This window comes from Amycolatopsis anabasis, assembly GCF_009765355.1.
Taxonomy (GTDB): domain Bacteria; phylum Actinomycetota; class Actinomycetes; order Mycobacteriales; family Pseudonocardiaceae; genus Amycolatopsis; species Amycolatopsis anabasis.
In genome coordinates this window covers 52,615-76,068 of sequence record NZ_VTHK01000005.1, presented here as the reverse complement: position 1 = coordinate 76,068, position 23,454 = coordinate 52,615, and the positions used below count along the sequence as shown (strand labels likewise).

23 protein-coding genes are annotated in these 23,454 nt (G+C 69.4%); 5 read left to right on the top strand and 18 right to left on the bottom strand.

Annotated features, from left to right (window positions below; translation table 11 throughout):
• Positions 1-36 precede the first annotated feature (36 nt).
• The 15 genes from FXO23_RS08490 to FXO23_RS08420 form a co-directional block, all read right to left on the bottom strand.
• A complete protein-coding gene (locus tag FXO23_RS08490) occupies positions 37-555 on the bottom strand; it encodes a hypothetical protein (RefSeq protein ID WP_158882626.1) in 519 nt (172 codons plus the stop codon).
• On the bottom strand, positions 552-1,052 hold the full coding sequence (locus FXO23_RS08485; protein ID WP_158882624.1) for a hypothetical protein: 501 nt from the start codon (positions 1,050-1,052) through the stop codon (positions 552-554). The genes FXO23_RS08490 and FXO23_RS08485 overlap by 4 nt, the downstream gene beginning before the upstream one ends.
• Positions 1,049-2,296, bottom strand: a complete 1,248-nt coding sequence (locus FXO23_RS08480; RefSeq protein ID WP_158882622.1) for an MCE family protein — start codon at positions 2,294-2,296, stop codon at positions 1,049-1,051. Before FXO23_RS08480 ends, FXO23_RS08485 begins: the two co-directional genes overlap by 4 nt.
• A 1-nt stretch (position 2,297) precedes the next feature.
• A complete protein-coding gene (locus FXO23_RS08475) occupies positions 2,298-3,485 on the bottom strand; it encodes an MCE family protein (RefSeq protein ID WP_158882620.1) in 1,188 nt (395 codons plus the stop codon).
• The gene (locus FXO23_RS08470) at positions 3,482-4,666 is read right to left on the bottom strand and encodes an MCE family protein (protein WP_158882618.1); all 1,185 of its coding nucleotides are present in this window, start codon (positions 4,664-4,666) and stop codon (positions 3,482-3,484) included. The genes FXO23_RS08475 and FXO23_RS08470 overlap by 4 nt, the downstream gene beginning before the upstream one ends.
• Positions 4,663-5,694, bottom strand: a complete 1,032-nt coding sequence (locus FXO23_RS08465) for an MCE family protein (protein WP_158882616.1) — start codon at positions 5,692-5,694, stop codon at positions 4,663-4,665. The genes FXO23_RS08470 and FXO23_RS08465 overlap by 4 nt, the downstream gene beginning before the upstream one ends.
• Positions 5,691-6,725 (bottom strand): MCE family protein, encoded by a 1,035-nt coding sequence (locus FXO23_RS08460; protein WP_158882614.1) that lies wholly within the window; start codon positions 6,723-6,725, stop codon positions 5,691-5,693. The genes FXO23_RS08465 and FXO23_RS08460 overlap by 4 nt, the downstream gene beginning before the upstream one ends.
• Positions 6,722-8,065 carry an MCE family protein gene (locus FXO23_RS08455; RefSeq protein WP_158882612.1) on the bottom strand — a complete coding sequence of 448 codons (1,344 nt, stop codon included), beginning with the start codon at positions 8,063-8,065 and terminating at the stop codon, positions 6,722-6,724. Before FXO23_RS08455 ends, FXO23_RS08460 begins: the two co-directional genes overlap by 4 nt.
• A complete protein-coding gene (locus FXO23_RS08450; protein WP_158882610.1) occupies positions 8,062-8,928 on the bottom strand; it encodes an MlaE family ABC transporter permease in 867 nt (288 codons plus the stop codon). The genes FXO23_RS08455 and FXO23_RS08450 overlap by 4 nt, the downstream gene beginning before the upstream one ends.
• Before the next feature lies 1 nt (position 8,929).
• A complete protein-coding gene (locus FXO23_RS08445) occupies positions 8,930-9,724 on the bottom strand; it encodes an MlaE family ABC transporter permease (protein WP_158882608.1) in 795 nt (264 codons plus the stop codon).
• A gap of 108 nt (positions 9,725-9,832) precedes the next feature.
• Complete coding sequence (locus FXO23_RS08440) at positions 9,833-10,594, bottom strand: glucose 1-dehydrogenase (RefSeq protein ID WP_158882606.1); 762 nt, start codon at positions 10,592-10,594, stop codon at positions 9,833-9,835.
• Positions 10,594-12,105, bottom strand: coding sequence for an aldehyde dehydrogenase family protein (locus FXO23_RS08435; RefSeq protein WP_158882604.1), 1,512 nt, complete (start codon positions 12,103-12,105; stop codon positions 10,594-10,596). The genes FXO23_RS08440 and FXO23_RS08435 overlap by 1 nt, the downstream gene beginning before the upstream one ends.
• A gap of 12 nt (positions 12,106-12,117) precedes the next feature.
• The gene (locus FXO23_RS08430; RefSeq protein WP_158882602.1) at positions 12,118-12,981 is read right to left on the bottom strand and encodes a 3-oxoacyl-ACP reductase; all 864 of its coding nucleotides are present in this window, start codon (positions 12,979-12,981) and stop codon (positions 12,118-12,120) included.
• The gene (locus FXO23_RS08425; RefSeq protein WP_158882600.1) at positions 12,978-14,066 is read right to left on the bottom strand and encodes an alcohol dehydrogenase catalytic domain-containing protein; all 1,089 of its coding nucleotides are present in this window, start codon (positions 14,064-14,066) and stop codon (positions 12,978-12,980) included. Before FXO23_RS08425 ends, FXO23_RS08430 begins: the two co-directional genes overlap by 4 nt.
• Positions 14,067-14,169: 103 nt before the next feature.
• Entirely contained in the window at positions 14,170-14,361 is a 192-nt protein-coding gene (locus FXO23_RS08420) for a ferredoxin (RefSeq protein WP_158882598.1), read from the bottom strand.
• 104 nt (positions 14,362-14,465) lie between these two features.
• Here FXO23_RS08420 and FXO23_RS08415 point away from each other — a divergent pair, with 104 nt between their 5' ends.
• From FXO23_RS08415 to FXO23_RS08395, 5 genes are read left to right on the top strand one after another with little or no spacing between them, the layout of a single operon-like run.
• Complete coding sequence (locus FXO23_RS08415) at positions 14,466-15,647, top strand: acyl-CoA dehydrogenase family protein (protein ID WP_158882596.1); 1,182 nt, start codon at positions 14,466-14,468, stop codon at positions 15,645-15,647.
• A 14-nt stretch (positions 15,648-15,661) separates the two neighbouring features.
• On the top strand, positions 15,662-16,759 hold the full coding sequence (locus FXO23_RS08410; protein WP_158882594.1) for an acyl-CoA dehydrogenase family protein: 1,098 nt from the start codon (positions 15,662-15,664) through the stop codon (positions 16,757-16,759).
• Positions 16,756-18,336 carry a long-chain-fatty-acid--CoA ligase gene (locus tag FXO23_RS08405; protein WP_158882592.1) on the top strand — a complete coding sequence of 527 codons (1,581 nt, stop codon included), beginning with the start codon at positions 16,756-16,758 and terminating at the stop codon, positions 18,334-18,336. The genes FXO23_RS08410 and FXO23_RS08405 overlap by 4 nt, the downstream gene beginning before the upstream one ends.
• A 36-nt stretch (positions 18,337-18,372) precedes the next feature.
• Positions 18,373-19,554: an LVIVD repeat-containing protein gene (locus tag FXO23_RS08400; RefSeq protein ID WP_158882590.1), complete on the top strand. Its 1,182-nt coding sequence runs from the start codon at positions 18,373-18,375 to the stop codon at positions 19,552-19,554.
• Positions 19,555-19,570: 16 nt separating this feature from the next.
• Positions 19,571-21,244: a DUF885 domain-containing protein gene (locus FXO23_RS08395; protein WP_158882588.1), complete on the top strand. Its 1,674-nt coding sequence runs from the start codon at positions 19,571-19,573 to the stop codon at positions 21,242-21,244.
• On the opposite strand, the gene FXO23_RS51480 is transcribed toward FXO23_RS08395, so the two are convergent.
• From FXO23_RS51480 to FXO23_RS08380, 3 genes are all read right to left on the bottom strand, one after another.
• Positions 21,219-21,566, bottom strand: coding sequence for a hypothetical protein (locus FXO23_RS51480; RefSeq protein WP_246257046.1), 348 nt, complete (start codon positions 21,564-21,566; stop codon positions 21,219-21,221). The two genes, FXO23_RS08395 and FXO23_RS51480, sit on opposite strands and share 26 nt — an antisense overlap.
• Before the next feature lie 142 nt (positions 21,567-21,708).
• The gene (locus FXO23_RS08385) at positions 21,709-22,626 is read right to left on the bottom strand and encodes a helix-turn-helix domain-containing protein (RefSeq protein ID WP_246257041.1); all 918 of its coding nucleotides are present in this window, start codon (positions 22,624-22,626) and stop codon (positions 21,709-21,711) included.
• Positions 22,592-23,107: a DUF6879 family protein gene (locus tag FXO23_RS08380; RefSeq protein WP_158882586.1), complete on the bottom strand. Its 516-nt coding sequence runs from the start codon at positions 23,105-23,107 to the stop codon at positions 22,592-22,594. The genes FXO23_RS08385 and FXO23_RS08380 overlap by 35 nt, the downstream gene beginning before the upstream one ends.
• Positions 23,108-23,454 lie beyond the last annotated feature (347 nt).

Sequence of the window (23,454 nt, the reverse complement as noted above, 5' to 3'; positions counted from 1 at the left end):
ACCCCCGCCAACAGGCAACCCCCTGTCCCCGCCCACCTACAAGGCGGCCAGGTTGGCGATCTTCCAGGCGCCGTCGACCTTGCGGGCGGTGACGTCCAGGTGGGCGGCCGACGAGGTCTGCTGGTTCTCGGTGGTGCGCAGGGTCTGCTGGTCGAGGAAGACCAGCAGGCGCGCGGTGTCCTCGTGCAGTTCGCGCACCCCGATCGCCCGGATCGTCGTGGAGCGGACCAGTTTCTGTTCGGTGGCCTGCTTCCCGGCCGCGGCGAAGCCGTCGCGGTACTGGCCGACCGCCGCGTCCACGAGCACCCCGGCCGCCGCCCGTTCGGTGCGGGCCAGATTGCTGTAGTCGTAGGAGAAGATGGCCTTGACCCCGGCGCCGATCTGGTCGGTCACCTCGGCGGTCGCCGCCTGATCGGCGAGCGCGAGGTTGTCGTCGCGCAACGCCGACGCCCGCACCGCGGCGAACACCGCGAACCCGGCGGCCAGCACGATCACCGCCGCCAGCGCCGCGAGCACGGTCGCACGGCGGCTGTCCACAACAGACTGATCGCTCATGCGGCCGCCTGCACGCCGCTGACCTTCCAGCCCTGTTCGGTCCGGTTCAGCTCGACGTTCAACCGGCTGCGGTTGGCCGCCGGTGGCCCGCCGTTCGTGCTCACCTGGAGGTCGAGCACGGCGACCAGCCGCGCGGACCCGGCTTCGCGGTTGAGTTCGGTCACCGCGGCCTGCTTCATCGTCGCGGTCGCGACCGTCCGGCTCGCCGCGGCCCGGTCGAGCTGCCCCTTCCGGTCCCCGCCGAGATCCTTGCCCAGCTGCCCGGTGGTCACCGCGAGCCACCGGTCGACGTCCCGGGCCGCACTGCGGTAGTCGATCGTGTTCAGCACCACCAAACCGTCGGTGGCGGCGGTCAGCACCGCGTCCCGGTCCTCCGCCCGCAGCACCGCGTCGTCGCGGGACGCGCTCCACCACGACCAGCCGGACCACGCCGCCGCCAGGACGGCGAACACCGCGAGCACGATCAGCCCGCGCCGCACGGAATCGCCGCTTCTCATCCCGGCAGTCCGAGCAGGTTCCCCAGCCCGAGCGGTCCGCCGCCCGCCGTGGCCAGCCCGAGCAGGCCGGGCAGCTGCTGCTTCTGCGGCGTCCCCGGCTGCGCCGCCTGCTGCTGCGGTTTGGCCGGATCGGCCGGTTTCCCGGGATACGGCGAGTTCTGCGCACCACGCACCCCGGTCGGGCTGCCCGGCGGTTCCGCGCAGTACGCCCGCGCGTTCGCCGGAACGTCGGTGGTGTCGCTGGCCGGGCGCTGGTGCGTGGTCTCGTAGCCCTTGGTGCACGAATGCGGGTCGAAGAAGTTCATCACCAGCCCGAGGTGGCCCTCGCCGTTGGAGGTGACGGACCGGGTGAACGAGGAGATCACCGGATAGGCCACCAGCAACTCCTCGACCGCGTCCACCCGCGCGGTGGTGATCTGCGCGGTGGTCAGCAGGTTCGCGATCACCACGCCGAGATCGGTGCCCGAGGTGGCCAGCACGTCGGAGACCTGGCGGCTCAGCACCGGCGCCTCGTCGATCACCTTGCGCAGATCGGGATCCGAGTTCTTCAGCCGTTCGGCGATGTCCTGCAGGCCGCCGGCGAGCGAGACGATGTTCGCCGACTGCCGCCGCTGGGTGTCCAGCACGGTCCGGCCGTCGGCGAGCAGTTCCTTGGTCTGCGGCAGGTTCTCGGTCGCGGTCCGGGTGAACGAGCCCGCGGTGTCCAGCAGCTTCCGCAGATCCGGGCCGGTGCCGTTGAACGCCAGGTATGCCTCGTCGACCACCGTGCGCAGCGAATTCGGGTCCACACTGGACACCAGTTTGTCCAGACTGGACAGCACGGTGTCGGGGGCGAGCGGGATCGCGGTCTTGTCCTGGCGGATCACCGAACCGTTCTCCAGGAACGGCCCGCCCTCGTGGCTGGGCCGCAGGTCCACGTACTGCTCGCCGACCGCCGACCGGTTCCCCACCACCGCGGCCGTGTCGGCGGGGATGTCCGGCCCGCCGGAATCCAGGTCCAGATCGACCGCCACCCCGTCGGCGTTGAGGTGCATCGCGGAAACCTTGCCGACCGCCACCCCGCGGTAGGTGACCTCCGCGTTGACGAAGATGCCCCCGGAATCGGCGAGCTGCGCGGTCACCACGTAGCCCCGCGTGCCGAACAACCGGTCCAGCCCGGCGTAACTGGCCCCGGCGTACACCACCGAGACCACCGCGATGATCGCGAACGCGAGCAGCTGGATCCGGTGCTTCCTGGTGAACATGTCAGCCCCCTCCCAGCAGGTCGCCGAGCAGGTTCCCCAGCCCGCCGAGCGGTCCGCCGGAGTTCTGCCGGGAACTCGCCGCGGGCGGCGGGGTCTGCGGCAACGGCAGTGGCGGCGGTGGGCTGCCGCTGCCGCCGATCACGTCCTGCGGAACCGGTGGCGGGGGCGAGGACTTGCCGCCGTTGACGATGTTCTGCAGCACCGAGTCCAGGTTCAGGTCGAGCCGGGCGCGCACGTTGGCGAAGTCGCCGCGGAACGCGTTGCCCGCGGCCACGGTCGGGATGGGGTAGGTGATCAGGATCTGCAACGCGGTGGGCAGGTCCTGCCCGGCCTCGGCCAGTTTGGTCAGCGCCGGGCTCAGCGCACGCAGGTTGGCCACCAGCTGGTCCTTGCTCTTGTTCACCGTGTCCACCGCGACCTCGGACAGCGTGTTCAGCGACTGCAGCATGCCGACGAGCTGATCCCGTTGCGCGGCGACGACCTTGAGGCCGGGCGCGAGGTTGTCCAGGGCGTTCGTCAGGTTCGCGGTCTGCCCGTTCAGCGTGCTGGACAACCGGTTGAGCCCGTCGATCGCCCGGATGATCTCGCCCTTCTGCCCGTCCAGTTCGGTCGCCAGTTTGTCCACATGCGACAACAGGGCGCGGATCTCGGCCTCGTTCCCGGCGAGCGCCTTGTTCAGTTCGCCGGTGATGGTCCGGACCTGCTCGACCCCGCCACCGTTGAGCAGCAGGGAAAGCGCGCCGAGCACCTCCTCCACCTCGGGGTTGCGGTTGGTGCGGGCCAGCGGGATCGCGGCGCCCTCGCCGAGCCGCCCGGCCGCCTTCTCCCCGGCCGGGGCGCGCAGTTCGACGAACTTCTCCCCCAGCAGGCTGGACTGCCGCAGCTGGGCGTCCGCGTTGGCGGGCAACGCGACGTCCCCGTTGACCACCATGGTGACGATGGCCGATTTGGCGTCCTGGGCGAGATCGATCTTCTCCACCCGGCCGATCGGCACGTCGTTGACCTTCACGCTCGCCTGCGGCACCAGATCGAGCACGTCGGCGAACTGCGCGGTCAGCCGGTACGGATGGTCGCCGACATCCGCGCCGCCGGGCAGCGGAGTGTTGTACAGCCCGGAAAAGCCGCCGATCCCGCAACCACCGAGCAGCGGCACGAGGGCGAGCACCGCGAGCGAACGCCTGAGTTTCATGGTCTGCCCCCGGGAACGGAGATCAGCGGCAACGGCAGCGGGGGCAGTTCGCCCTTGGTGATGGCCGCCATCACCTCGGACAGCGACGGCAGTTTCGCGATCCCGTCGACGACCGGTGCGATCAGCTCGCAGAGCTTGCCCACGGTGTCCGGCAGGCCCTTCGGCGTGCCCGCCTTGACCAGGCGGCACAGCGTGGTGAACAAGGGGTTGGTCAGCTCGTTGGCGTTGTACCGGATCGCGATGCTGCCCGAGGCCGCGTCGTAGGAGTTGATGAAGTTCGTCATCCCGGTCGGGCCGACGTCGAGCACCTCGGCCAGTGCGGCGCGCTGGTCGACCAGCACCTTGGTGATCCCGGCCAGCTTGTCCACATTGGATTCCAGGGAATCCTTGTTCTCCGCGACGAAGCCCTGCACGTCGCCCAGCGAACCGGCCAGCGCGGACAGGGCCTTGCCGACGTCGTCGGACTCGCCCGCGAGGAAACCGCTGATGTCGGCGACCCGCTGGTAGAACTCGTTGAGCTGCTGGTCGCTTGCGGCGAGCATGTTCGTGAACGACTGCAGGTTCCGCACGGTGGCGAACAGGTCGCCTTTCGAATCCTCCAGTGTGCGGGAGAGTTCGGCGAGCCGGGTGACCGTGGTGTTGAAGTTCTTCCCGTTGCCGTCCAGGTTCTTCGCGAGCGTGTCCAGGCCCCGCGAGAGGGCGCCGTCCTTGTTCGCCCCCTCCGGGCCGAGGCTGGTGGACAGCTTGTCCAGGCTGCCGTAGAGGTCGTCCAGTTCCACCGGGGTCGCCGTCTTGTCCCGGCCGATCACCGTGCCGCCCCGCATCACCTCGCCGCCGTCGTAGGCCGGGGTGAGCTGCACGTACCGGTCGCTGACCAGGCTCGGCGCGACCACCACCGCACCGGCGTCCGCGGGGATCTGGACCCCGGGGTCCACGCGCATGCCGACCCGCACCTGGTCGCCCTGCGGGGTCACGTCGGTGATCTCGCCGACCTGGATGCCCAGCACCCGCACCGAGGACCCGGCGTACAGGCCGACGGTCCGGTCGAAGTACGCCGAGAGCCGGGTGCCGCCGGGATCGCGGAAGATCCACCACAGCGCCCCGGTGAGCAGGAGCACGGCCACGCAGGCGATCGCCAGCCAGGAGTACAGGCTGCGCCCGGTCCGGGTCTGTACCGTCATCTTCCGCCCACCCCCTGATCCGGCGCCGAGATCGGCGGGGTGCAGCCCTCGGGGTTGATCGACAACCCGCCCGCCTTGATCACCGGCGGCAGCAGGCCGCAGATGTAGCCCTCGAACCAGCGGCCGTTGCCGGTCGCGTTCGCGCCGACCCGGGTGAACGTGGCCAGGCTCTTCAGCCCCTTGTCGAGGTTGTCCTGGTTGCGCTGCAGCAGATCGGTGACCAAGCCGAGTTTCTCCAGGGCCGGGCGGAGCTGCTGCCGGTTGTCGGCGACCAGCCCGGTCAGCTGCGCGGACAGCTGCTGGGTTCCCTTCAGCAGCGCGCTGATCGCGTTCTTGCGCTTCTGCAGCTCGTCGACCAGCAGGTTGCCGTCGGTGATCACCTTCCGCAGCTGCGCGTTGCGATCGCTGAGCGTCTTCGAGACCTGGCTGGTGTTGCTCAGCAGGTTCGCCAGTTCCTGGTCCCGCGAGGACACCGTCTTCGACAGCGCGGACAGGCCGTTCAACGCCTCCCGCATCGGCTTCGGCGTGTCCCGCAACGCGTCGGAAAGGACGTTGAAGCTCTGCGCGAGCTGCTGGGTGTTGATGTCCCCGACGGTCTGGTTGAGCTGTTTGAAGGCGTCCTGCAGTTCGAACGGCGTGCGGGTGCGTTCGACCGGGATCGGCTCGTTCGGATCCTGCGCGCCCCCGCCTTTCGGTTGCAGCGCCAGGTACTTCTCGCCGAGCAGCGTTTTGATCTCGATCGACGCGGTGGAGCCGTCGCCGATCCGGGTGCCCTCGACCTTGAACTTGACCTGGACCTTCTTGCCCGCCAGCGAGACGTCGGTGACCTGGCCGACCTTCACCCCGGCCACCTGCACCTCGTTGTCCGGCTGCAGCCCCGCGGATTCGGCGAAGTAGGCCGAGTACGTGGTGCCGTTGCCGAGCAGGGGCAGGTCGTCGGAGTTGTACGCGGCCACCACGGACAGCACGAGCAGCACCAGGGTCACCGCGCCCACCGCGGCCTGGTTGCGATCACGCAAGCGTTTCACAGCGGCTTACACCTCTCCGGGGTCTCGGTGAGCGGCAGCGGCAGGAACGGCAGCGTCAGGTTCAGCGAGGAGAGGCCGATCGTCCCGGACAACCCGCAGAGGTAGTAGTTGTACCAACCGCCGTAGCTCAGCGCGCGGCTGAACTTCTCGGCGTTGCCCGGCAGCGCCTTCAGCAGGGTGTCCAGCTGCGGCGCGGCGTCGGCGAGATTTCCGGACAGCTTTCCCAGTTCCGCGATGTCGGTCTTGAGCGACGGCCGCGCGTCGGTGAGCAGCCCGGCCGTGGTCTGCGTGAGGCTGCCCAGCGCGGACACCGCGTCCCCGATCGGTTTGCGCTGTTCGGCGAGCCCGGTCACCAGTTGCTGCGTCGCGTCGATCAGGTTCCCCAGTTGCGGTCCGCGCTGGTTCACCGTGGCCAGCACGGTGTTCAGGTTGCCGATGACCTCGCCGATCACCTTGTCCTTGTCGGCGATCGCCGAGGTGAGCGAGGCGGTGTGCGCGAGCAGGCTGGTGATCGTGCCGCCCTCGCCCTGGAACACCTGGATGATCTCGTAGGACAGCTTGTTGACGTCTTCCGGATTCAGCGCCTTGAACAGGGGTTTGAACCCGTTGAACAGGGTGGTCAGGTTCAGCGCGGGCTGGGTCCGCTCCGGTGGGATCAGCCCGCCCGGGGGCAGCACCTTGTCACCGTCCACAGTGGTCCCGAGGGACAGGTAGCGCTGGCCGACCAGGTTGCGGTACTTGATCGTGGCGGTCACCATCGCGGGCAGCCGCCGCGCGGCCTCGACCTCGAAGTGCACCTCGGCGTGGTTGTCCACGGTGACCGTGATCCGGTCGACCTGGCCCACCTTCACGCCGACGATCCGGACGTCGTCGCCTTCTTGGAGCCCGGAGGAATCGACGAACTTGGCGGAATACCCCGAGGTGCTGCCGAAGTTGGTGTTGGCGATCGTGGCGCCGAGGATCCCGGTGAGCAGCACGGTGACCGCGGCGAAGATCAGGATCTTGATCAGCGACGGCAGGGTCTTACTCATTGGACGTCCACCCGCGCACCCCGGTAGAGCGGCCCGACCAGCAGGCTGCTCCAGTTCGGCACCTCCGAAGGCGGCACGCCGAGCGCGCCCGCCCGCAGCGCGGTGATCAGGTTCTGCTCGTCCGGCGAGTTGGGCATGGACGGCCCGCCCTCGGCCGCCGAGCCGCCGCCGATCAGCCCGCTGTTCACCGGGAGCTTCTGGTCGCCCTTGGGCGGCGGCGGATGGCTCGACCCGTCCTGCACCGGCCCGTCCGGCGGGTACTGCGGCCACCGGCCGGGCGGGAGCACCTGCGGGTAGCACCGCGGCCCGCGCTTGTCGGTGTACTTCGGCTCGTCCACGCCCGGCAGGTACTTGGTCCGGTCCGCGCCCGCGATGAACCGGATGGTCACGTGGTTCATCTGGTCGGTGCCCTTGCCGAACGCGGTTTCCGCGCGCGGCAACGATTCCGCGAGCTGCTTGAGCAGGCACGGGTACTCGGGGGCGTACTTCGCCAGTACGTCCAAGGTGGGCTGCACGGTGGTGGTGAGGTTGATCAGGTTGTTCTTGTTCACCCGCAGGAAACCGCCCAGATCGGCGGCCGCGTTGCTCACCGACGCGTAGAGCGAATCGAGTCCCTGCCGCTTCTCGACCAGGGTCTTGCTCGTGGTGGTCAGATCGGACAGGGCCTGCAGGAAGTCCGGGGCCGCGCGCGAGTAGGTGTCCGCGGCGTCGGCGAATCCGCTGATGTCCTTCTTGATGTCCGGCAGCGACGGGTTGATCTGCCCGAGGTAGTCGCCGAGCTGGGCGAGCGTCTTCCCGAGCTGCTCACCGCGCCCCTCGATCGCCGTGGACACCGCGGTGAGCGTGCTGGACAGCTTCTCCGGTTGCACCGCCTGCAACAGCGGCATGACGTCCCCGAGCACCTTCTCCAGCTCGATCGCCGTGCTGCTGCGGTCCTGGCCGATCACGTCCCCGGCGGCGAGGTGCGCGGGCGCCGGATCACGGGGGATCTGCAGGGCCACGTACCGCTCGCCGAACAGCGTCTTCGGCAGCAGCCGCGCGGACACGTTCGCCGGGATCACGCCGAGTTTGTCCGGTTGCAACGCCAGCTCCAGCGCCGCGTGGTCGCCGCGCGCCTCGATCCCGCGCACCTCGCCGACGATCATGCCGCGGATCTTCACGTCCGCGCCCTCGCGCAGCTGGTTGCCGACGTGATCGGTCTCCAGCCGCACGGCGGCGACCGGGGTGAACTTCTTCTGGTAGATGGCGATCGTGGTCACGAAGAACAGCGCCACCACGATCAGGAAGATCAGCCCCAGCACCTGGTGCCAGAGCCTGCGCAGCAGGACCTGCCGGTTCATCCCGAGATCCTCACGGTCGTGCTGGCGCCCCAGATGGCCAGGCTGAGGAAGAAGTCGAGCACCGAGATGAGCACGATCGAGGTGCGCACGGCCCGCCCCACCGCGACGCCGACCCCGGCCGGGCCACCACTCGCGGTATAGCCGTAGTAGCAGTGCGAAAGGATCACCAGCGCGCTGAAGATGATCACCTTGAGGAACGACCAGAGCACGTCCTCCGGCGGGAGGAACAGGTTGAAGTAGTGGTCGTAGGTCCCCGCGGACTGGCCGTAGAGCCAGACGGTGATCTGCCGGGACGCCAGGTACGACGACAGCAGGCCCACCGCGTAGAGCGGGATGACCGCGGCGATCCCGGCGAGCACACGCGTGGTGACCAGGTACGGCAGGCTCGGCACGCCCATCACCTCGAGCGCGTCGATCTCCTCGGAGATCCGCATCGCGCCCAGTTGCGCGGTGAATCCGCAGCCGACCGTCGCGGACAGCGCGAGCCCGGCCGAAAGCGGCGCCACCTCGCGGGTGTTGAAGTACGCCGAGATGAACCCGGTCAGGGCGGCGGTGCCGAGCTGGTTCAGCGCGGCATAGCCCTGCAGGCCGACGATCAGACCGGTGAACAGGGTCATCCCGATCATCACGCCGAGCGTCCCGCCGATCACCGCCAGTCCGCCGGTGCCGAAGCAGACCTCGGTGAGCAGGCGCAGGGTTTCCTTGCTGTACCGGCGAATCGTGCGCGGCGCCCAGGCGAGCGCGCGGAAGTAGAAGGAGAGCTGCCCGCCGAAGCCCTCCAGGAACGCGCCCGGCCGCGCGATGATCTCGAGGGTCCGGTCGGGTCCGGGGGTGTCGGGGGCTTTGGCCGCTTCGGTGGTCATGTCACAACGCCTTCGGCGGCACGATCTGCAGGTAGATCGCGGTGAGCACCACGTTGATCAGGAACAGCAGCAGGAACGTGATGACCACCGCCTGGTTCACCGCGTCCCCCACGCCCTTCGGCCCGCCCGCCGGGTTCAGCCCGCGGAACGCGGCGACCACCCCGGCGACGAATCCGTAGAGCAGCGCCTTGATCTCGCTGATCCACAGGTCCGGCAGCTGGGCGAGGGCGTTGAAACTGGCCAGGTAGGCGCCCGGGGTGCCGCCCTGCATGACCACGTTGAAGAAGTACCCGCCGAGCACCCCGACGACGCTGACCAAACCGTTCAGCAGCACCGAAACCACGATCGCGGCGAGCACCCGCGGCACGATGAGCCGCTGGATCGGGTTGACCCCGAGCACCTCCATGGCGTCGATCTCTTCGCGGATCTTGCGCGCCCCGATGTCCGCGCACACCGCGCTGCCGCCCGCGCCGGCCACCAGCAGCGCGGTGATCAGCGGGCTCGCCTGCTGCACGATGGCGAGCGCGCTGGCCGCGCCGGTGAACGACTGCGCGCCGATCTGCTGGGTCAGCGAACCGAGCTGCAGCGCGATCACCGCGCCGAACGGGATGGCGACGAGCGCGGTCGGCAGGATGGTCACGCTGGCGAAGAACCAGCACTGCTGGATCCATTCGCGGAACTGGAACGGCCGCCGGGGAATCGCGCGCAGGACCTCCCAGGAGAGCGTGGAGAGCCTGCCCACCTGGGTCAGCGCGGCGGTGCCCGGGATGGCGACCGAACCGTCTCGAACGCCCACGACACCTCCTCTAATGCTCCGTTGCACCGAGTCTTTCGCACCGCCCGCGCCCGATTCCGGTTAGCGGTGTTCACTCACTGGTTCATGAACTAACCCGTTTGTCCTCCGTCACACCTTCAACGCGTGTGTCGCGGTCGCGCCGCCGTCGGCGGTGAACTCCGCGCCGGTGCAGTACGAACTGTCATCGCTCGCCAGGAACACCACCACCCCGGCGATCTCCTCCGGCTTCCCGACCCGGCCGAGCGGGAGCCGCTTGGTGATCGGGCTGAAGTCCACCTCCGCCCCGCCCACCGCGTCGGAGATCATCTTCGTGTCGATCATGCCCGGATGGACCGAGTTGACCCGGATGCCCTTGGCCCCCAGCTCCAGCGCGGCCACCTTCGTCATGCCCCGGATCGCGAACTTGCTCGCGGTGTAGGCGACGAGGAACGGCATTCCGGCCAGACCCTCCACAGAGGACACATTGACGATCGAACCCCCACCAGCGAGGGACATGGGTTCAACGACCGAACGCATGCCGAGAAACGCCCCGATCTGGTTCACTTTGATCACGCGTTCGTAATCGGCGAGCGCGGTCTGCTCCAGCGCGGAGAAGTGCAGGATCCCGGCGTTGTTGACCAGCACGTTCAGCTTGCCGAACGCTTGTACCGTGGCTGCCACGGCGGCGGCCCAGCCGTCCTCCTCGGTCACGTCCAGGTGCTGGTAGACGGCCGCGTCGCCGAGTTCGTCGGCGAGCGCCTTGCCCGCCTCGTCCTCGATGTCGGCGATCACCACGCGCGCGCCCTCGGCCACGAACCGCCGCACCGCGGCCGCCCCCTGCCCGCGGGCGGCCCCGGTGATCAGCGCGACCTTGTCCTCGAGGCGAGCCATCACATCAACTCGTCGGTCAGCGGCATGAGCACGGTCTTGAGTTCGGTGTAGGCCTCGAACGCCGACCGGCCGCCCTCCCGGCCGAGCCCGGACTGCTTGAAGCCGCCGAACGGCAGATGCGGTTCCACCTGGAACCCGTTGACCCCGATGGTGCCGACCCGGAGCTTGCGCGACACCCGGAACACGCGCTGCGCGTCCCCGCTGAAGATGCTGGCGCCGAGGCCGTACTCGGTGTCGTTGGCCAGCCGGACCGCCTCCTCCTCGGATTCGAACGGGACGACCGCGAGCACCGGGCCGAAGATCTCCTCCTGCGCGATGGTGGCCGAGTTCTCCACGTCCGCGAAGATCGTCGGCGCGACGAAGTTGCCGTTCGCCAGGTCGCCTTCGAGGCGTTCGCCGCCGCAGACCAGCCGGGCGCCCTCGTCCTTGCCGCGCTGGATGTAACCGAGCACGCGTTCCAGCTGCCGTTCGTTGATCAGCGGGCTGGAGATGACCCCGGGGTCGAACGGGTCGCCGTAGGTGATGGCCGCGGCCATGCCCTGCGCGGCGGCGATGAACTCGTCGTAGACGTCCCGGTGCACCAGCGCCCGCGTGTTGGCCACGCATGCCTGGCCGGACAGGCCCATGGTGACCGCGCCGATCGTGGTCGCCGCGGCGAGGCCGACGTTCGGGGCGTCCGCGAAGCACAGCGCCGGGCTCTTGCCGCCGAGCTCGAGCGAAACGCGTTTGAGCGTGCCCGCCGAGGCCTCCACGATCCGCTTGCCGACGCCCCGGCTGCCGGTGAAGCTCACCTTGTCCACGTCCGGATGCGTGATCAGCCGCTCCCCGGTGGGGTCGCCGGGCCCGGTGACCACGTTGAGCGTGCCGGCCGGGAGCCCCGCCTCGGCGAGCAGTTCGACCATGCGCAGCACGGAGAACGTGGCGTACTCGGACGGTTTCAGCACCACCGTGCAGCCCGCGCCGAGCGCGGGGGCGAGCTTCTGCGCGAACAGCAGGAACGGCGCGTTCCACGGCAGGATCGCCGCGACCACGCCGATCGGCTCGCGGAAGGTCATCGCCAGGTGGTCGCCGCCCTGGTACGGGGGCAGGGTCTCCCCGCCGATCTTGTCGATCCAGCCCGCGTGGTGGTCGAACACGTCCGCCGCGGCGCCGACCGAGGTCGCGTAGATCCCGCCGAACGACAGCGGCACGCTGTTGTCCAGTGCCTGCAGCGCGCGCAGTTCGTCGGCGTGCTCGCGCAGCAGCGCGGCGAACCGGTGCAGCACGCCGATCCGCACGCCGGCGCGCGCGTTCGACCATTCGCCGCCGTCGAAGGCGCGGCGGGCGGCGGCGACGGCGGCGTCCACGTCGGCGGCCGAGGCGACCGCGAACTCGCCGATCGGCTCGCCGGTGGCCGGGTGGTGGTGGGTCCAGGTCGTCGCGTCCTTGGCCGGTCCCCATTGCCCGTCGATGTAGAGCTGACCGGTCTTCAGGCCGACCGACTCGCGATGCGGTTGCACGGTAAGCGTCATTGTGGCTACTCCTTACGAGAGCGAGAGGATCTCGGTGGCGGCGAACATCTGCTCGGGATCGCGGTCGGCGAAGTACGCGCCGACGGTCGAGGCGAGGTCGCCGTCGAAGCGCTGCTCGACCGTGGGCGGCCGGAGCAGGGCGGCCATCCCGCCGTGCACCACGAAGACCTGGCCGTTGATCCGCGCCGCGGCGGGCGAGGCCAGGAAGGCGACGAACGGCGCCACGTGATCGACCGACAGCGGATCGTCGCCTTCGGGCGCCTCGCCGAACACCTCCTGCGTCATCGCGGTCCGGGCGCGCGGGCAGATCGCGTTGGCCCGGACCCCGTAGCGGGCGCAGCCGCGCGCGGTGGCCACGGTCAGCGCGGCGATCCCGGCCTTGGCGGCGGAGTAGTTCGGCTGCCCGGCCGAACCCACCAGGAACGCCTCGGACGCGGTGTTCACCACGCTGCCGTAGACCGGCTTCCCGTCTGCTTTGGACTGCTGCCGCCAGTAGGCGGCCGCGTTGCGGGACAACAGGAAATGGCCGCGCAGATGCACCCGGATCACGGTGTCCCAGTCCTCGTCGGACATCGAGAACACCATCCGGTCGCGCAGCAGGCCCGCGTTGTTCACCAGGATGTGCAGGCCGCCGAAGTGCTCGGTCGCCGCGGCCAGCAGCGCGTCGGCGGTCGCGCGTTCCGACACGTCCCCGGTGACCAGCAGCGCCTTGCCGCCCGCGGCCTCGATCTCGTCGACGACGGAACCCGCCGCCTGCGAGATGTCGTTGACCACTACCGAGGCCCCGGCGTTGGCGAGCGCGAGCGCCTCGGCCCGGCCGAGCCCGGCGCCCGCACCGGTGACGATCGCGGCCTTACCGTCGAGATCGGTACTCAATCGAGGGTCACCACCTGGCGGATGACGTCGGTGCTGCCGCCCCGCAGCACGCCCAGGCCCTCGTTGATGTCGTCGAAGCCGATCTTGCGCGAGATCATGCCGTCCAGGTCGAGCAGCCCGGCCCGCCAGAACTTGAGCATCCGGCCGGTGTCGCGGTGGACGTGCGCCGAACCGTAGAAGGAGCCGAGGATCTTCTTGTCGTGCAGGAACAACTCCTGCGCACTGAACTGCACCATCGCGTCGCCCTTGCCCGCGCCGACCACGACCACGGAACCGCCGCGCCGGGCCTGGTCCCAGGCCGAGCGGATGGTCGCGGGCAGGCCGACCACGTCGAACGCGTAGTCGAAGCCCTCCATCGCGGTGACCTGCTGCTTGATCTCCTCCAGCCCGTCCGGGGTGGTGGCGTGCGTGGCGCCGAACCGCTTGGCGATGCCGTGCTTGGCCTCGACCGGGTCGACCGCGACGATCGCGGTGGCCCCGGCCAGCCGGGCGCCCTGGATGACCGAGATGCCGACCCCGCCGCAGCCGATCACGACGACCGTCGAACCCGGTTTGACCTGGGCGGTGTTCAGCACGGCCCCGACACCGGTGAGCACCCCGCAGGCCACCAGCGCGGCCGTTTCGAACGGGACGTCCGGATCGACCTTGATCGCACCGGCGGCGGGCACCACCACCTCCTCGGCGAAGGTGCCCAGGCCCGCGTAGCCGAACAGCGGGGTGTCGCCCGAGCGGAATCTCGGGTTGCTGAACGCGGCGATCGCGTGCACCGCGCAGAGGTTGGGCTCGCCGCGCAGGCAACTCGGGCAACTGCCGCAGGGCGGGACGAAGGAGACCGTGACGTGGTCCCCCGGAGCGAGATGCTCGACCGCCGAGCCGACCTGAAGGATCTCGCCCGCACCCTCGTGGCCGACGACCCCGGGCGCCAGTGCGGGGAGCGTGCCGTCCATCGCGGAGAGATCGCTGTGGCAGATGCCCGACGCCCGCACCCGGATCCGCACCTCGTGCGGGCCCGGATCGACCGTCGTGACGTCATCCCTCAGTTCCAGCTTGTCGTCACCGATCGCGTTCAGTACGGCCGCTTTCACCGGGCTGCCTCCTCACCGAAGCAGGGCAGGCCCTCGTCGGCCCGCCTCTCACGGCACAGACTAGAATCTGTTCTCGTTCTGAGCAAGGCACAAATCTCGCCGCTTACTTCCGCATGAGCAGGGCGTTCTTCGGACAGGCGGCGACAGCTTGCGAAACATGTTCTAGCTCAGACTCCGGCGGGTTGGGCTGGATGATCCGCAACTCGTCGTCGTCATCGATCTCGAACACCTCCGGCGCGAAGGCCACGCAGAGTTCGTTCGCCTCACACAGGGTCCGGTCGACGCTGACCTCCATGCCTTCCTCCTGACGATCACGGGTGGTACAACTAGAACAGGTTCTAGACTAGCGGCCGACCGTGCTCGACACCACAACGAGCGCGCCCGGGTGGAGGTGACGGAATGCGGATCAGCTACACGCCCGAGCAGGAGGCGCTCCGCGAACAACTGCGGTCCTACTTCGCGGAGCTGATGACCCCGGAGCGCCGCGAGGCCCTGGCGGGCGACGGCGGCGAGTACGGAAATGGCTTGGCGTACAAGGAAATTGTCCGCCAGCTCGGTAAGGACGGGTGGCTCGCGATCGGCTGGCCGACCGAGTACGGCGGGCAGGCCCGGCCGATGCTCGATCAGCTCATCTTCACCGACGAGGCGGCGGTCGCCGGAGTGCCGGTCCCCTTCCTCACGGTGAACACCGTGGGCCCGACGATCATGCGGTTCGGCACGAAAGAACAGAAGGCGTTCTACTTGCCGCGCATCGCGGGCGGGCAGCTGCACTTCTCGATCGGCTACTCCGAACCCGAGGCGGGCACCGACCTCGCGTCGCTGCGCACCCGCGCGGTCCGCGACGGTGATGATTACCTGGTCAACGGGCAGAAGATGTGGACAAGCCTGATCGAATACGCCGACTACGTGTGGCTCGCCGTGCGCACCGACCCCGACGCCCGCAAGCACAAGGGCCTGAGCATCCTGATCGTGCCGACCACGGCCGAGGGCTTCTCCTGGACCAAGGTGCGCACGGTCGCCGGACCGGGCACCAGCGCGACCTACTACGAGGACGTGCGGGTGCCGGTTTCGGCGCGGATCGCCGAGGAGAACGCGGGCTGGCCGCTGATCACCAACCAGCTCAACCACGAGCGGGTCGCGCTCACCTCGGCCGCGCCGGTCCAGTCCGCGCTGCGCGAGGTGCGGGCCTGGGCCCAGGCCACCAAGCTCCCGGACGGCAGCCGGGTGATCGACGCGGACTGGGTCCAGCTGCACCTGGCCCGGGTGCACGCGCACGCGGAGAACCTGAAACTGCGGAACTGGAAGATCGCCTGGGCCGCCGCCGAACACGAACTGGGCCCGGCCGAAGCCTCGGCGACCAAGGTCTTCGGCACCGAACTGGCCATCGAGGCCTACCGCCTGCTGATGGAGGTGCTCGGCGCGGGGGCGGTCGTGCGCGAGGGCTCCCCCGGCGCCCTGCTGCGCGGCCGGATCGAGCGCATGCACCGGTCCTCGCTGATCCTGACCTTCGGCGGCGGCACCAACGAGGTGCAACGCGACATGATCGCGGCCACCGCCCTGGGCCTCCCCGTCACCCGTTAACCGCAGGAGCATTCATGGACTTCTCGCTGACCGAGGCGCAGCGCGACCTCGCCGAGCTGACCCGCCGGATCGTGCATGACCGGGTCACCCCGGAGTCGTTGGGGGAACACGGTTCCGGTGGATTCGACCGTGCACTGTGGACAGAGCTGGGGAAGGCCGGGATCATCGACGCGGCGCTGCCGAATTCGGTCGGCGGCGGCGGTTTCGGGCTGCTCGAGCAGTGCGCCGTGCTCATCGAACTCGGCCGGGCGGTGGCCCCGGTGCCCTACCTGCCGACGGTCACCCTCGCGGCCTCCGCGCTCGCCGAGTTCGGCCGCGGCGAGCAGCTCGAGCGCTGGGTCGTCCCGGCGGTGCGCGGGGAACGCGTGCTGACCGCGGCCCTGCCCGACACCGGGGCGCCCTGCGGGTTCACCGGCGAGCGCGCGGGCACGGGCTGGCGGCTGTCCGGCGCGCAGACCGCCGTGCCGTTCGGCGCGTTCGCCGACGGGTTCCTCGTCCCCGCGGCCACCGCCGACGGGATCGCCGTGTTCCTGGTCGCCGCGGACGCGCCCGGCGTCGCGGTGTCCGCGCAGCGGACCGTGGACCACGCCGACGCGGCGCTGGTCGAACTGGCCGCCGTCGAGGCCGGTCCGGACGCGGTACTGGGCGAACCGGGCGCGGGCGTCGACGAATGGCTGCGGCTGCGCGGGACCGTCGGGCTGTGCGCGCTGCAGCTCGGCGTGCTCGAACGCGCGCTGCACGCCACCGCGGAATACGCCAAGGAGCGCAAGCAGTTCGACCACGTGCTCGCCGGGTTCCAGGCCGTCCGCCAGCGCCTCGCCGACGGCTACACCGACGTGGAAGCGGTCCGGCTCACCCTGTGGCAGGCCGCGTGGCGCCTCGCCGAAGGGCTTCCGGGCGCCGAGGAGGTGGCCACCGCCAAGTTCTGGGCCGCCGAGGCCGGGCACCGGGTCGCGCACAGCGCGGTGCACATCCACGGCGGCGTCGGCATCGACACCGACTACCCGCTGCACCGGTACTTCGTGGCCGCCAAGCGCCACGAGTTCACCTTCGGCGGCGCGACGGCGCAGCTGCGCTCCCTCGGTTCCCTGCTCGCGGCCGAACCGGCATGACGGTCCCCACGGTCACCGAACTGCTGCTCGCGCGGGCGGGCGACGGGCATCCCGGGCTCCGGTTCGAGGACCGGAGCTGGTCCTGGGCGGACCACGTGCGCGCGAGCGCGGAACACGCGGCGCTGCTGCGCGAACTGCTCACGGGCGAACCGCCGCATTTCGGCGTGCTGGCGGACAACGTGCCGTCGTTCTCGTTCCTGCTCGGAGCGGCGGCGCTGTCCGGTTCGGTGCTCGCCGGGCTGAACCCGACCCGGCGCGGCGAGGCGCTGGCCCGGGACGTCCGGCTGGCGGACTGCCGGCTCGTGCTCGCCGAAGGCCGGTACCTCCCGCTGCTCGACGGCCTCGACCTCGGCGGGGCTCGGGTGCTCGAGCTGGATGGTCCCGAGTGGACGAAGCTGCTCGCCGCGCACTCCGGCGCCGAACCGCGGCCGGTCGACGCGAGCCCGGACGACCTGCTGATGCTGATCTACACCTCGGGCACCAGCGGTGATCCGAAGGCGGTGCGCTGCACGCACGGCAAGATCGCCTTCCCCGGCCGCATGCTCGCCGACCGGTTCGGTCTGTCCGCTTCGGACACGGTGTACGTGTCGATGCCGATGTTCCACTCCAACGCGATCATGGCCGGCTGGTCGGTCGGGCTCGCCGCCGGCGCCGCGGTCGCCCTGCGGCGCCGGTTCTCCGCTTCGGGTTTCCTCGACGACGTCCGGAAGTTCGGGGCCACCTACGCGAACTACGTCGGCAAGCCGCTGTCCTATGTGGTCGCCACCGAACCGCGCCCGGACGACGCCGACAACCCGCTGCGGCTGGTGTACGGCAACGAGGGCGCCGAGGCCGATCTGACCGCGTTCGCCGAACGGTTCGGCTGTCACGTGGTGGACGCGTTCGGTTCGACCGAGGGCGGCATCGGATTCGCCCGCACCCCGGGCGCCCCGCCGGGATCGCTGGGCAAACTCGCCGACGGGGTGCGGATCCTGCACCCGGAGACCGGGGAGCCGTGCCCGCCCGCCGAGTTCGACGCGGACGGGCGGCTGGCCAACGCCGACCGGGCCGTCGGCGAATTGGTCAATACCACCGGCCCCGGGTGGTTCGCCGGGTACTACGGCGATCCGGCGGCGGACGCGGAACGCCTGCGCGACGGGAAGTACTTCACCGGCGACCTGGCCTACGCCGACGCGGACGGCTACTGCTACTTCGCCGGCCGCCACGGCGACTGGCTGCGGGTGGACGGCGAGAACCTGGGCACCGCGCCGATCGAACGCGTGCTGTTGCGGCATCCGGGCATCGCCGAAGCGGCGGTGTACCCGGTGCCCGATGCCGTGGGCGATCACGTGATGGCGGCGCTCGTCCCGCGCGAGGGCGGCTTGGATCCGGCGGAATTCGGCGAGTTCCTGACCCGGCAGCGGGATCTCGGGCCGAAACAGCTGCCACGATACGTGCGAATTGTCAACGAACTACCCCGAACATCTACCTATAAAGTAATCAAACGCGAGCTCTCCGCCCAGGGTTGGCACTGCTCCGACCCCGTCTGGTGGCGTCCCGAAAAGAAAGTGGTTTACGAACTACTTCCGCCCGGCTAGCACTTTCCCCTACCTTTACTCCACCGGCTTCACTCGATGGAGGTAGATGTGCTGCGCCGCCGATTACTCTCCGTCCTGTTTGCTCTGACGGTGACCGCACTGGCGTTCGCGCCGTCCATCGCCCGCGCGGCCCCGGTCAAGCTCACCCCCGGCGATTTCCGCCTGGCCGAAGGCGCCTACAGCCCGGTGATCGCGAAACTGGACGCGCTGCTGAAGGTCACCTCGGTGCCGGCGGTGCTGGACAGCGCGAACCGCGACGCGATCACCGGCAGTGGCTGCAAACCCGGTGCGACCAACCAGGTGGCCGCGTTCTGCTGGGAATCCGGCGACAACGCGACCGCCGACTGGTACCCGCAGGGCATCACCTCCACCGCCGACGCCTACGGCAACGGCCAGTACGAGGGCCGCACCGCGATGTTCGCGAGCTGGTACTACGCGGGCTCCGGCGCGAACAAGGGCGTGCGGGTGTCCTTCGTGGACTACGCCGACCCGGCGGCGCCGAAGTACCGGCACGTCCTGCTGGTCGAGCCGTACACCAACGCCTCCGGCCAGCCCGACTTCCGCGCCGTCGGCGTGCACGCGGGCGGCGTCTTCGCCTACGGCTACTACCTCTACGTGGCCGACACCTGGGGCGGGTTCCGCGCGTTCGACCTGCGGCACATCTGGCAGGTCGCCACCGGGGACAAGGACAAGATCGGCCGCCAGTCCGATGGTTCGTACCACGCCCACGACTACGCGTACGCCCTGCCGCAGGCGCAGAAGTTCACCGCCTCCACGACGAATGGCGTCGCCGCACTGCGCTATTCGGCCGCATCCCTGGACCGCACCAGCACTCCGGACAGCGTGGTGGTGCCCGAATACGGCGCGGACGGCGCCGGGACCCGGGTGGTCCGGTTCCCGATCGACTACACCGACCGGAAGTTCTCCGAATCGGCGGACGGTTACACGCACGCGACCGAGGCCTACCGGGTCGGCATCAAGAGCATGCAGGGCGCGACCGCGATCGACGGGAAGTTCTACGCCTCGGCGAGCGCGGGTTCCGGTGCGCGGGGCTCGCTGTACACGTTCACCGCGACCAGCGGGCCGACCCGGCACGCGAGCGCGCTGCCGATCGGGAACGAGGACCTGTCGTACCGCGGGCCGCGGAACCAGCTCTGGACACTGACCGAATACCCCGGCAAACGGTTCGTGGTGGCAGTCGACCCCAAGAAGTTCTGACGGACAGAATGGCCGCATGGCCGAAACCGCTCCGCAGGAGACCACTTCCGTCCGTGCCCTGGCGAACGCCTACGTCGACGCGCTCGCCGAGCTGGATCCGCTGCTCGCCACCACGCTCGGGCGGCCGTCGGACCGGCTGCCGGACCTGTCCCCGGACGGGCACCAGGCGCGCGACGACCTCGCCCGCTCGACGCTCGCGCGGTTGGACGGCGTCGAACCCGCGGACGAGGACGAGCGGCGCTGCGCGCGCCTGCTGCGCGAACGGCTCGCGGCGAACCTGGCGCTGAGCGAGGCCGGCGAGCACCTGCGCGACATCCGGTCCATCTTCAGCCCGGTGCACCGGGCGCGCGTGGCGTTCCAGCTGATGCCGACGGCCACCGAGGAGGACTGGGCGGTGATCGCCCGGCGGATGGCCGCGGTCCCGCGGGCGGTGGGCGATTTCCGGCTGTCCCTGGACGAAGGGGTGCGCGGCGGGTTGTTCGCGGCGCCGCGCCAGGTGAGCACGTTCGTCGAGCAGCTCGACGAATGGCTCGCCGGGCGCGGCTGGTTCGCCGGGTTCACCGAAGGCGCGCGGGTGCCGCCGGCGCTGCGCGCCGAACTGGACACCGGGGCCACCGCCGCGACCTCGGCCGTCGCCGAGCTGCGCCGCGACCTCGCCGAGCGCTACCTGCCGCGCGCGGAAGGCACCCCGGACGCGGTCGGCGCGGACCGGTATCTCGCCTGGGCCCGGTACTGGACCGGTGCGGACCTCGACCTCGCGGAGACGTATGCCTGGGGCTGGGCGGAATTCCAGCGGCTGCGCGCCGAGATGCACGAGCAGGCGCAGCGCGTGCTGCCCGGCGCGTCGACCCTGGAGGCGACCCGGCACCTCGACGAGCACGGCGAGGCCGTGGAGGGCGAAGAGGAGATCCGGCGCTGGCTGCAGCGGTTGATGGACGGCGCGATCGCCGACCTCGACGGCGACCACTTCGACCTCACCGACGCGATGAAACGGGTCGAATCGCGCATCGCCCCGCCGGGCAGCGCGGCGGCCCCGTACTACACGCGGCCCGCCCAGGACCTCTCCCGCCCCGGGCGCACCTGGCTGCCGACGCTCGGCCGCACCCGGTTCCCGGTGTGGGACCTGGTGAGCACCTGGTACCACGAGGGCGTTCCCGGGCACCACCTCCAGTTCGCGGAGTGGGCGAGGATCTCCGGCCGGTTGTCGACGTTCCAGACCAGCGTGGGCTCGGTGAGCGCGTGCAGCGAAGGCTGGGCGCTGTACGCCGAGCGGCTGATGGACGAACTGGGGTACTTCACCGATCCGGGCACCCGGCTCGGCTACCTGGACCAGCAGTTGCTGCGGGCCATCCGGGTGGTGATCGACATCGGGATGCACCTGCGCCTCGAGGTCCCCGGGGATTCCCCGCTCGGCGCCGGGGAAAGCTGGACCCCGGAACTGGCCCTGGAATTCCTCCAAGCGCACAGCGGGCGAAACGCGGATTTCCTGGAGAGCGAGATCGTGCGGTATCTCGGCGGTCCCGGCCAGGCGATCAGCTACAAACTGGGCGAACGCGCCTGGCTGGCCGGACGCGAAGCCGCCCGCGCCACCCGGGGCGACGCGTTCGACCTGAAGTCGTGGCATATGGCCGCCCTGTCCCTCGGCGCCCTCGGCCTGGACGATCTCACCCCCGAACTGGCCCGCCTGTGAACTTGCCGAGGTGATCGCGGACCCACCCTTGCCCGAACCGGGCGAGGGTGTCCGATGTCCAGTCCCCGTCGATCGGCACCCCGTCCCAGAGCGGCATCCGGCCGCCACCGATCGTGCCGTGGCTGATGTCGACCTGGGTGCGTCCCTCGGGCCAGACGAACACGAAATGCGCGAACATGTAAACCCAGAGCAGGCGCCCGGACCGGCCCTGGCACTGAACGGGCCCTTCACTCGGAAACGGCGCCCGGTAGACGATCTGCTCACGCCCCTTGCTGTCGGTGCAGACCTCCGCCACCAACCCGGGCGCCACCACCGGCCGCACGCCCTCAGTCCTCGACAATCGTGATCGTGCCGGTGCCGCCGCAGTTCGCGCACCCCTTGCCGGGGCAGTCCCCGCAGCTACTGGTCAGGTCATCCATGCCCCGGAGGCTAGGACCCTCGTTGGCTTGGCGCGAGAAATGTTCTCATTCATTCTCGAACTTTTCCGGATCGTCCTCATCGGGGAACTCGGCGGCAAGCTCGTCGATCACCCGAGTGATGATCGCCCGCGCCTCGCTCCCGTAACTGGCCACCGCGGCAAGCTGCTGAAACACCCGCGAGTACAGTTCGATCTCCTGCGGCTGCGCCAGATTCAACTCCGCGGAGAAGGTCTCGATCCTCACTACGTCATCGTCGAGCAACCAAAATCCGTTGAGGGGTGCCAGCTCGAGGGTGTTCTCGAAGCCGATGATGCCCAGCCGCACGTTACGCAGCGCGGTAAGGGACACCAGGCGGTCAAGCTGCGGCAGCAACACCTCCGGCCGAGTCAGCCGGTAGCGCAGAGCGGCTTCGGTCAGGACGAAATGAAAACGCTTGTCCGACCGGTACAACATCTCCTGACGCTGCATGCGGACGCGCACCGCGTCGTCGAGGTCTTTGGCTCCAGCACCAATCCCGGACCCCAAACGCGCCCGTGCGTAGTCCGCCGTTTGAAGCAAGCCGGGCAGGATGACCGGCTCAAACACCCGAAAGAGTCTGACACGTTTGTCCTTTTCAGCCAGTTCTCTTTGATGCGGCTGAAGCCCGGGGCGGAGAACCCGCCGCCACTCGGCATGTCGAGTTTCGAGGGTGTGCAGCGAGGCCAGCAGAGCCTCGGCCTCCGACTCGCTACCGGTCGCGATCGTCCAACTGCGGATGTCATCGTCAGTAGGTGTCTGTCGGCCATTCTCCAGTTTGGAGATCTTCGAAGTAGGCCAAGACAACGACTCCGCGAGTTCCTTGCCGGTCAGCTTGGCTTCCCGGCGCAGCTCGCGGAGCCGTAATCCGAGTGCGCGGCGTGCCTCCTGCACACTGGTCACGCCGCTGGTCTTACTCGATCGCAAATTCTTCCCGTCGGACGGCACGGTGCCAGGCTAGATCACGCCAGTAGTTGTGCCGCACGATCTCGACCGGGTCATCGACGACTTCCGCTCCAACGAAGGTGTCATCGTCGTCATTGAAGTGCATCCTGACCAGCTTGCGGGAGTCGAAGAGCCAATAGTCATGGGTGGGCAAGCCTTCGGCCTGGTCGCGAGCCAGGTATCGGATGTCTTCGCCCGCGGCGTTGTTGAACTGAGAACTCCAGTAGCCATATCGGTTGTAGTCGCTTGGTGGTCGACTGACGACCCGCACCCGCTCGAACCGCTTCCCCGCGGCGACGATCTCCCCGATCATGGCATACCAGCCAGCGAAAAGATCCCGATCTTCCTCCTCTCCGGCAAGGAACTGGCGCAGCGATTCGGATTCGTGCGGCGCGTTGTAGCGGTCGCGCACCTCCAAGCGGAAGGCCGTGAGCTCGAAGTCTTTGAAGAGTTGCTGGAAGTCGTCACCGATCAAGAGGCTCATAGGCTCACCTCTCTCGCGAAGCGCAGGACGTCCGCTGGAACCTCCACCACGGACTCACCCTTGGGAAGCGGACCCAATTCACTCAAGGCTTCCGAGTCTGTGACGATCCACCCTTGAACGAGGTAGGTCTTACGTTCAGCACGGTCCGTCGCGAACAGAGTCGGCGAGTCTCCATGATCGGAGTCCGGATCCTTGCCCAGAAACTTGATATGCATCCCAGCCCACCTTAGAAAGTTTGACGAATGTTCTTGGGTAGCGTCCCGTAGGTTGGTGCGGCGGTCAATACGGCCATCGGGGGTCTGCGGTCAGCGGGTTGCCCCCGGACCGGCCACAAGATCACACGACAC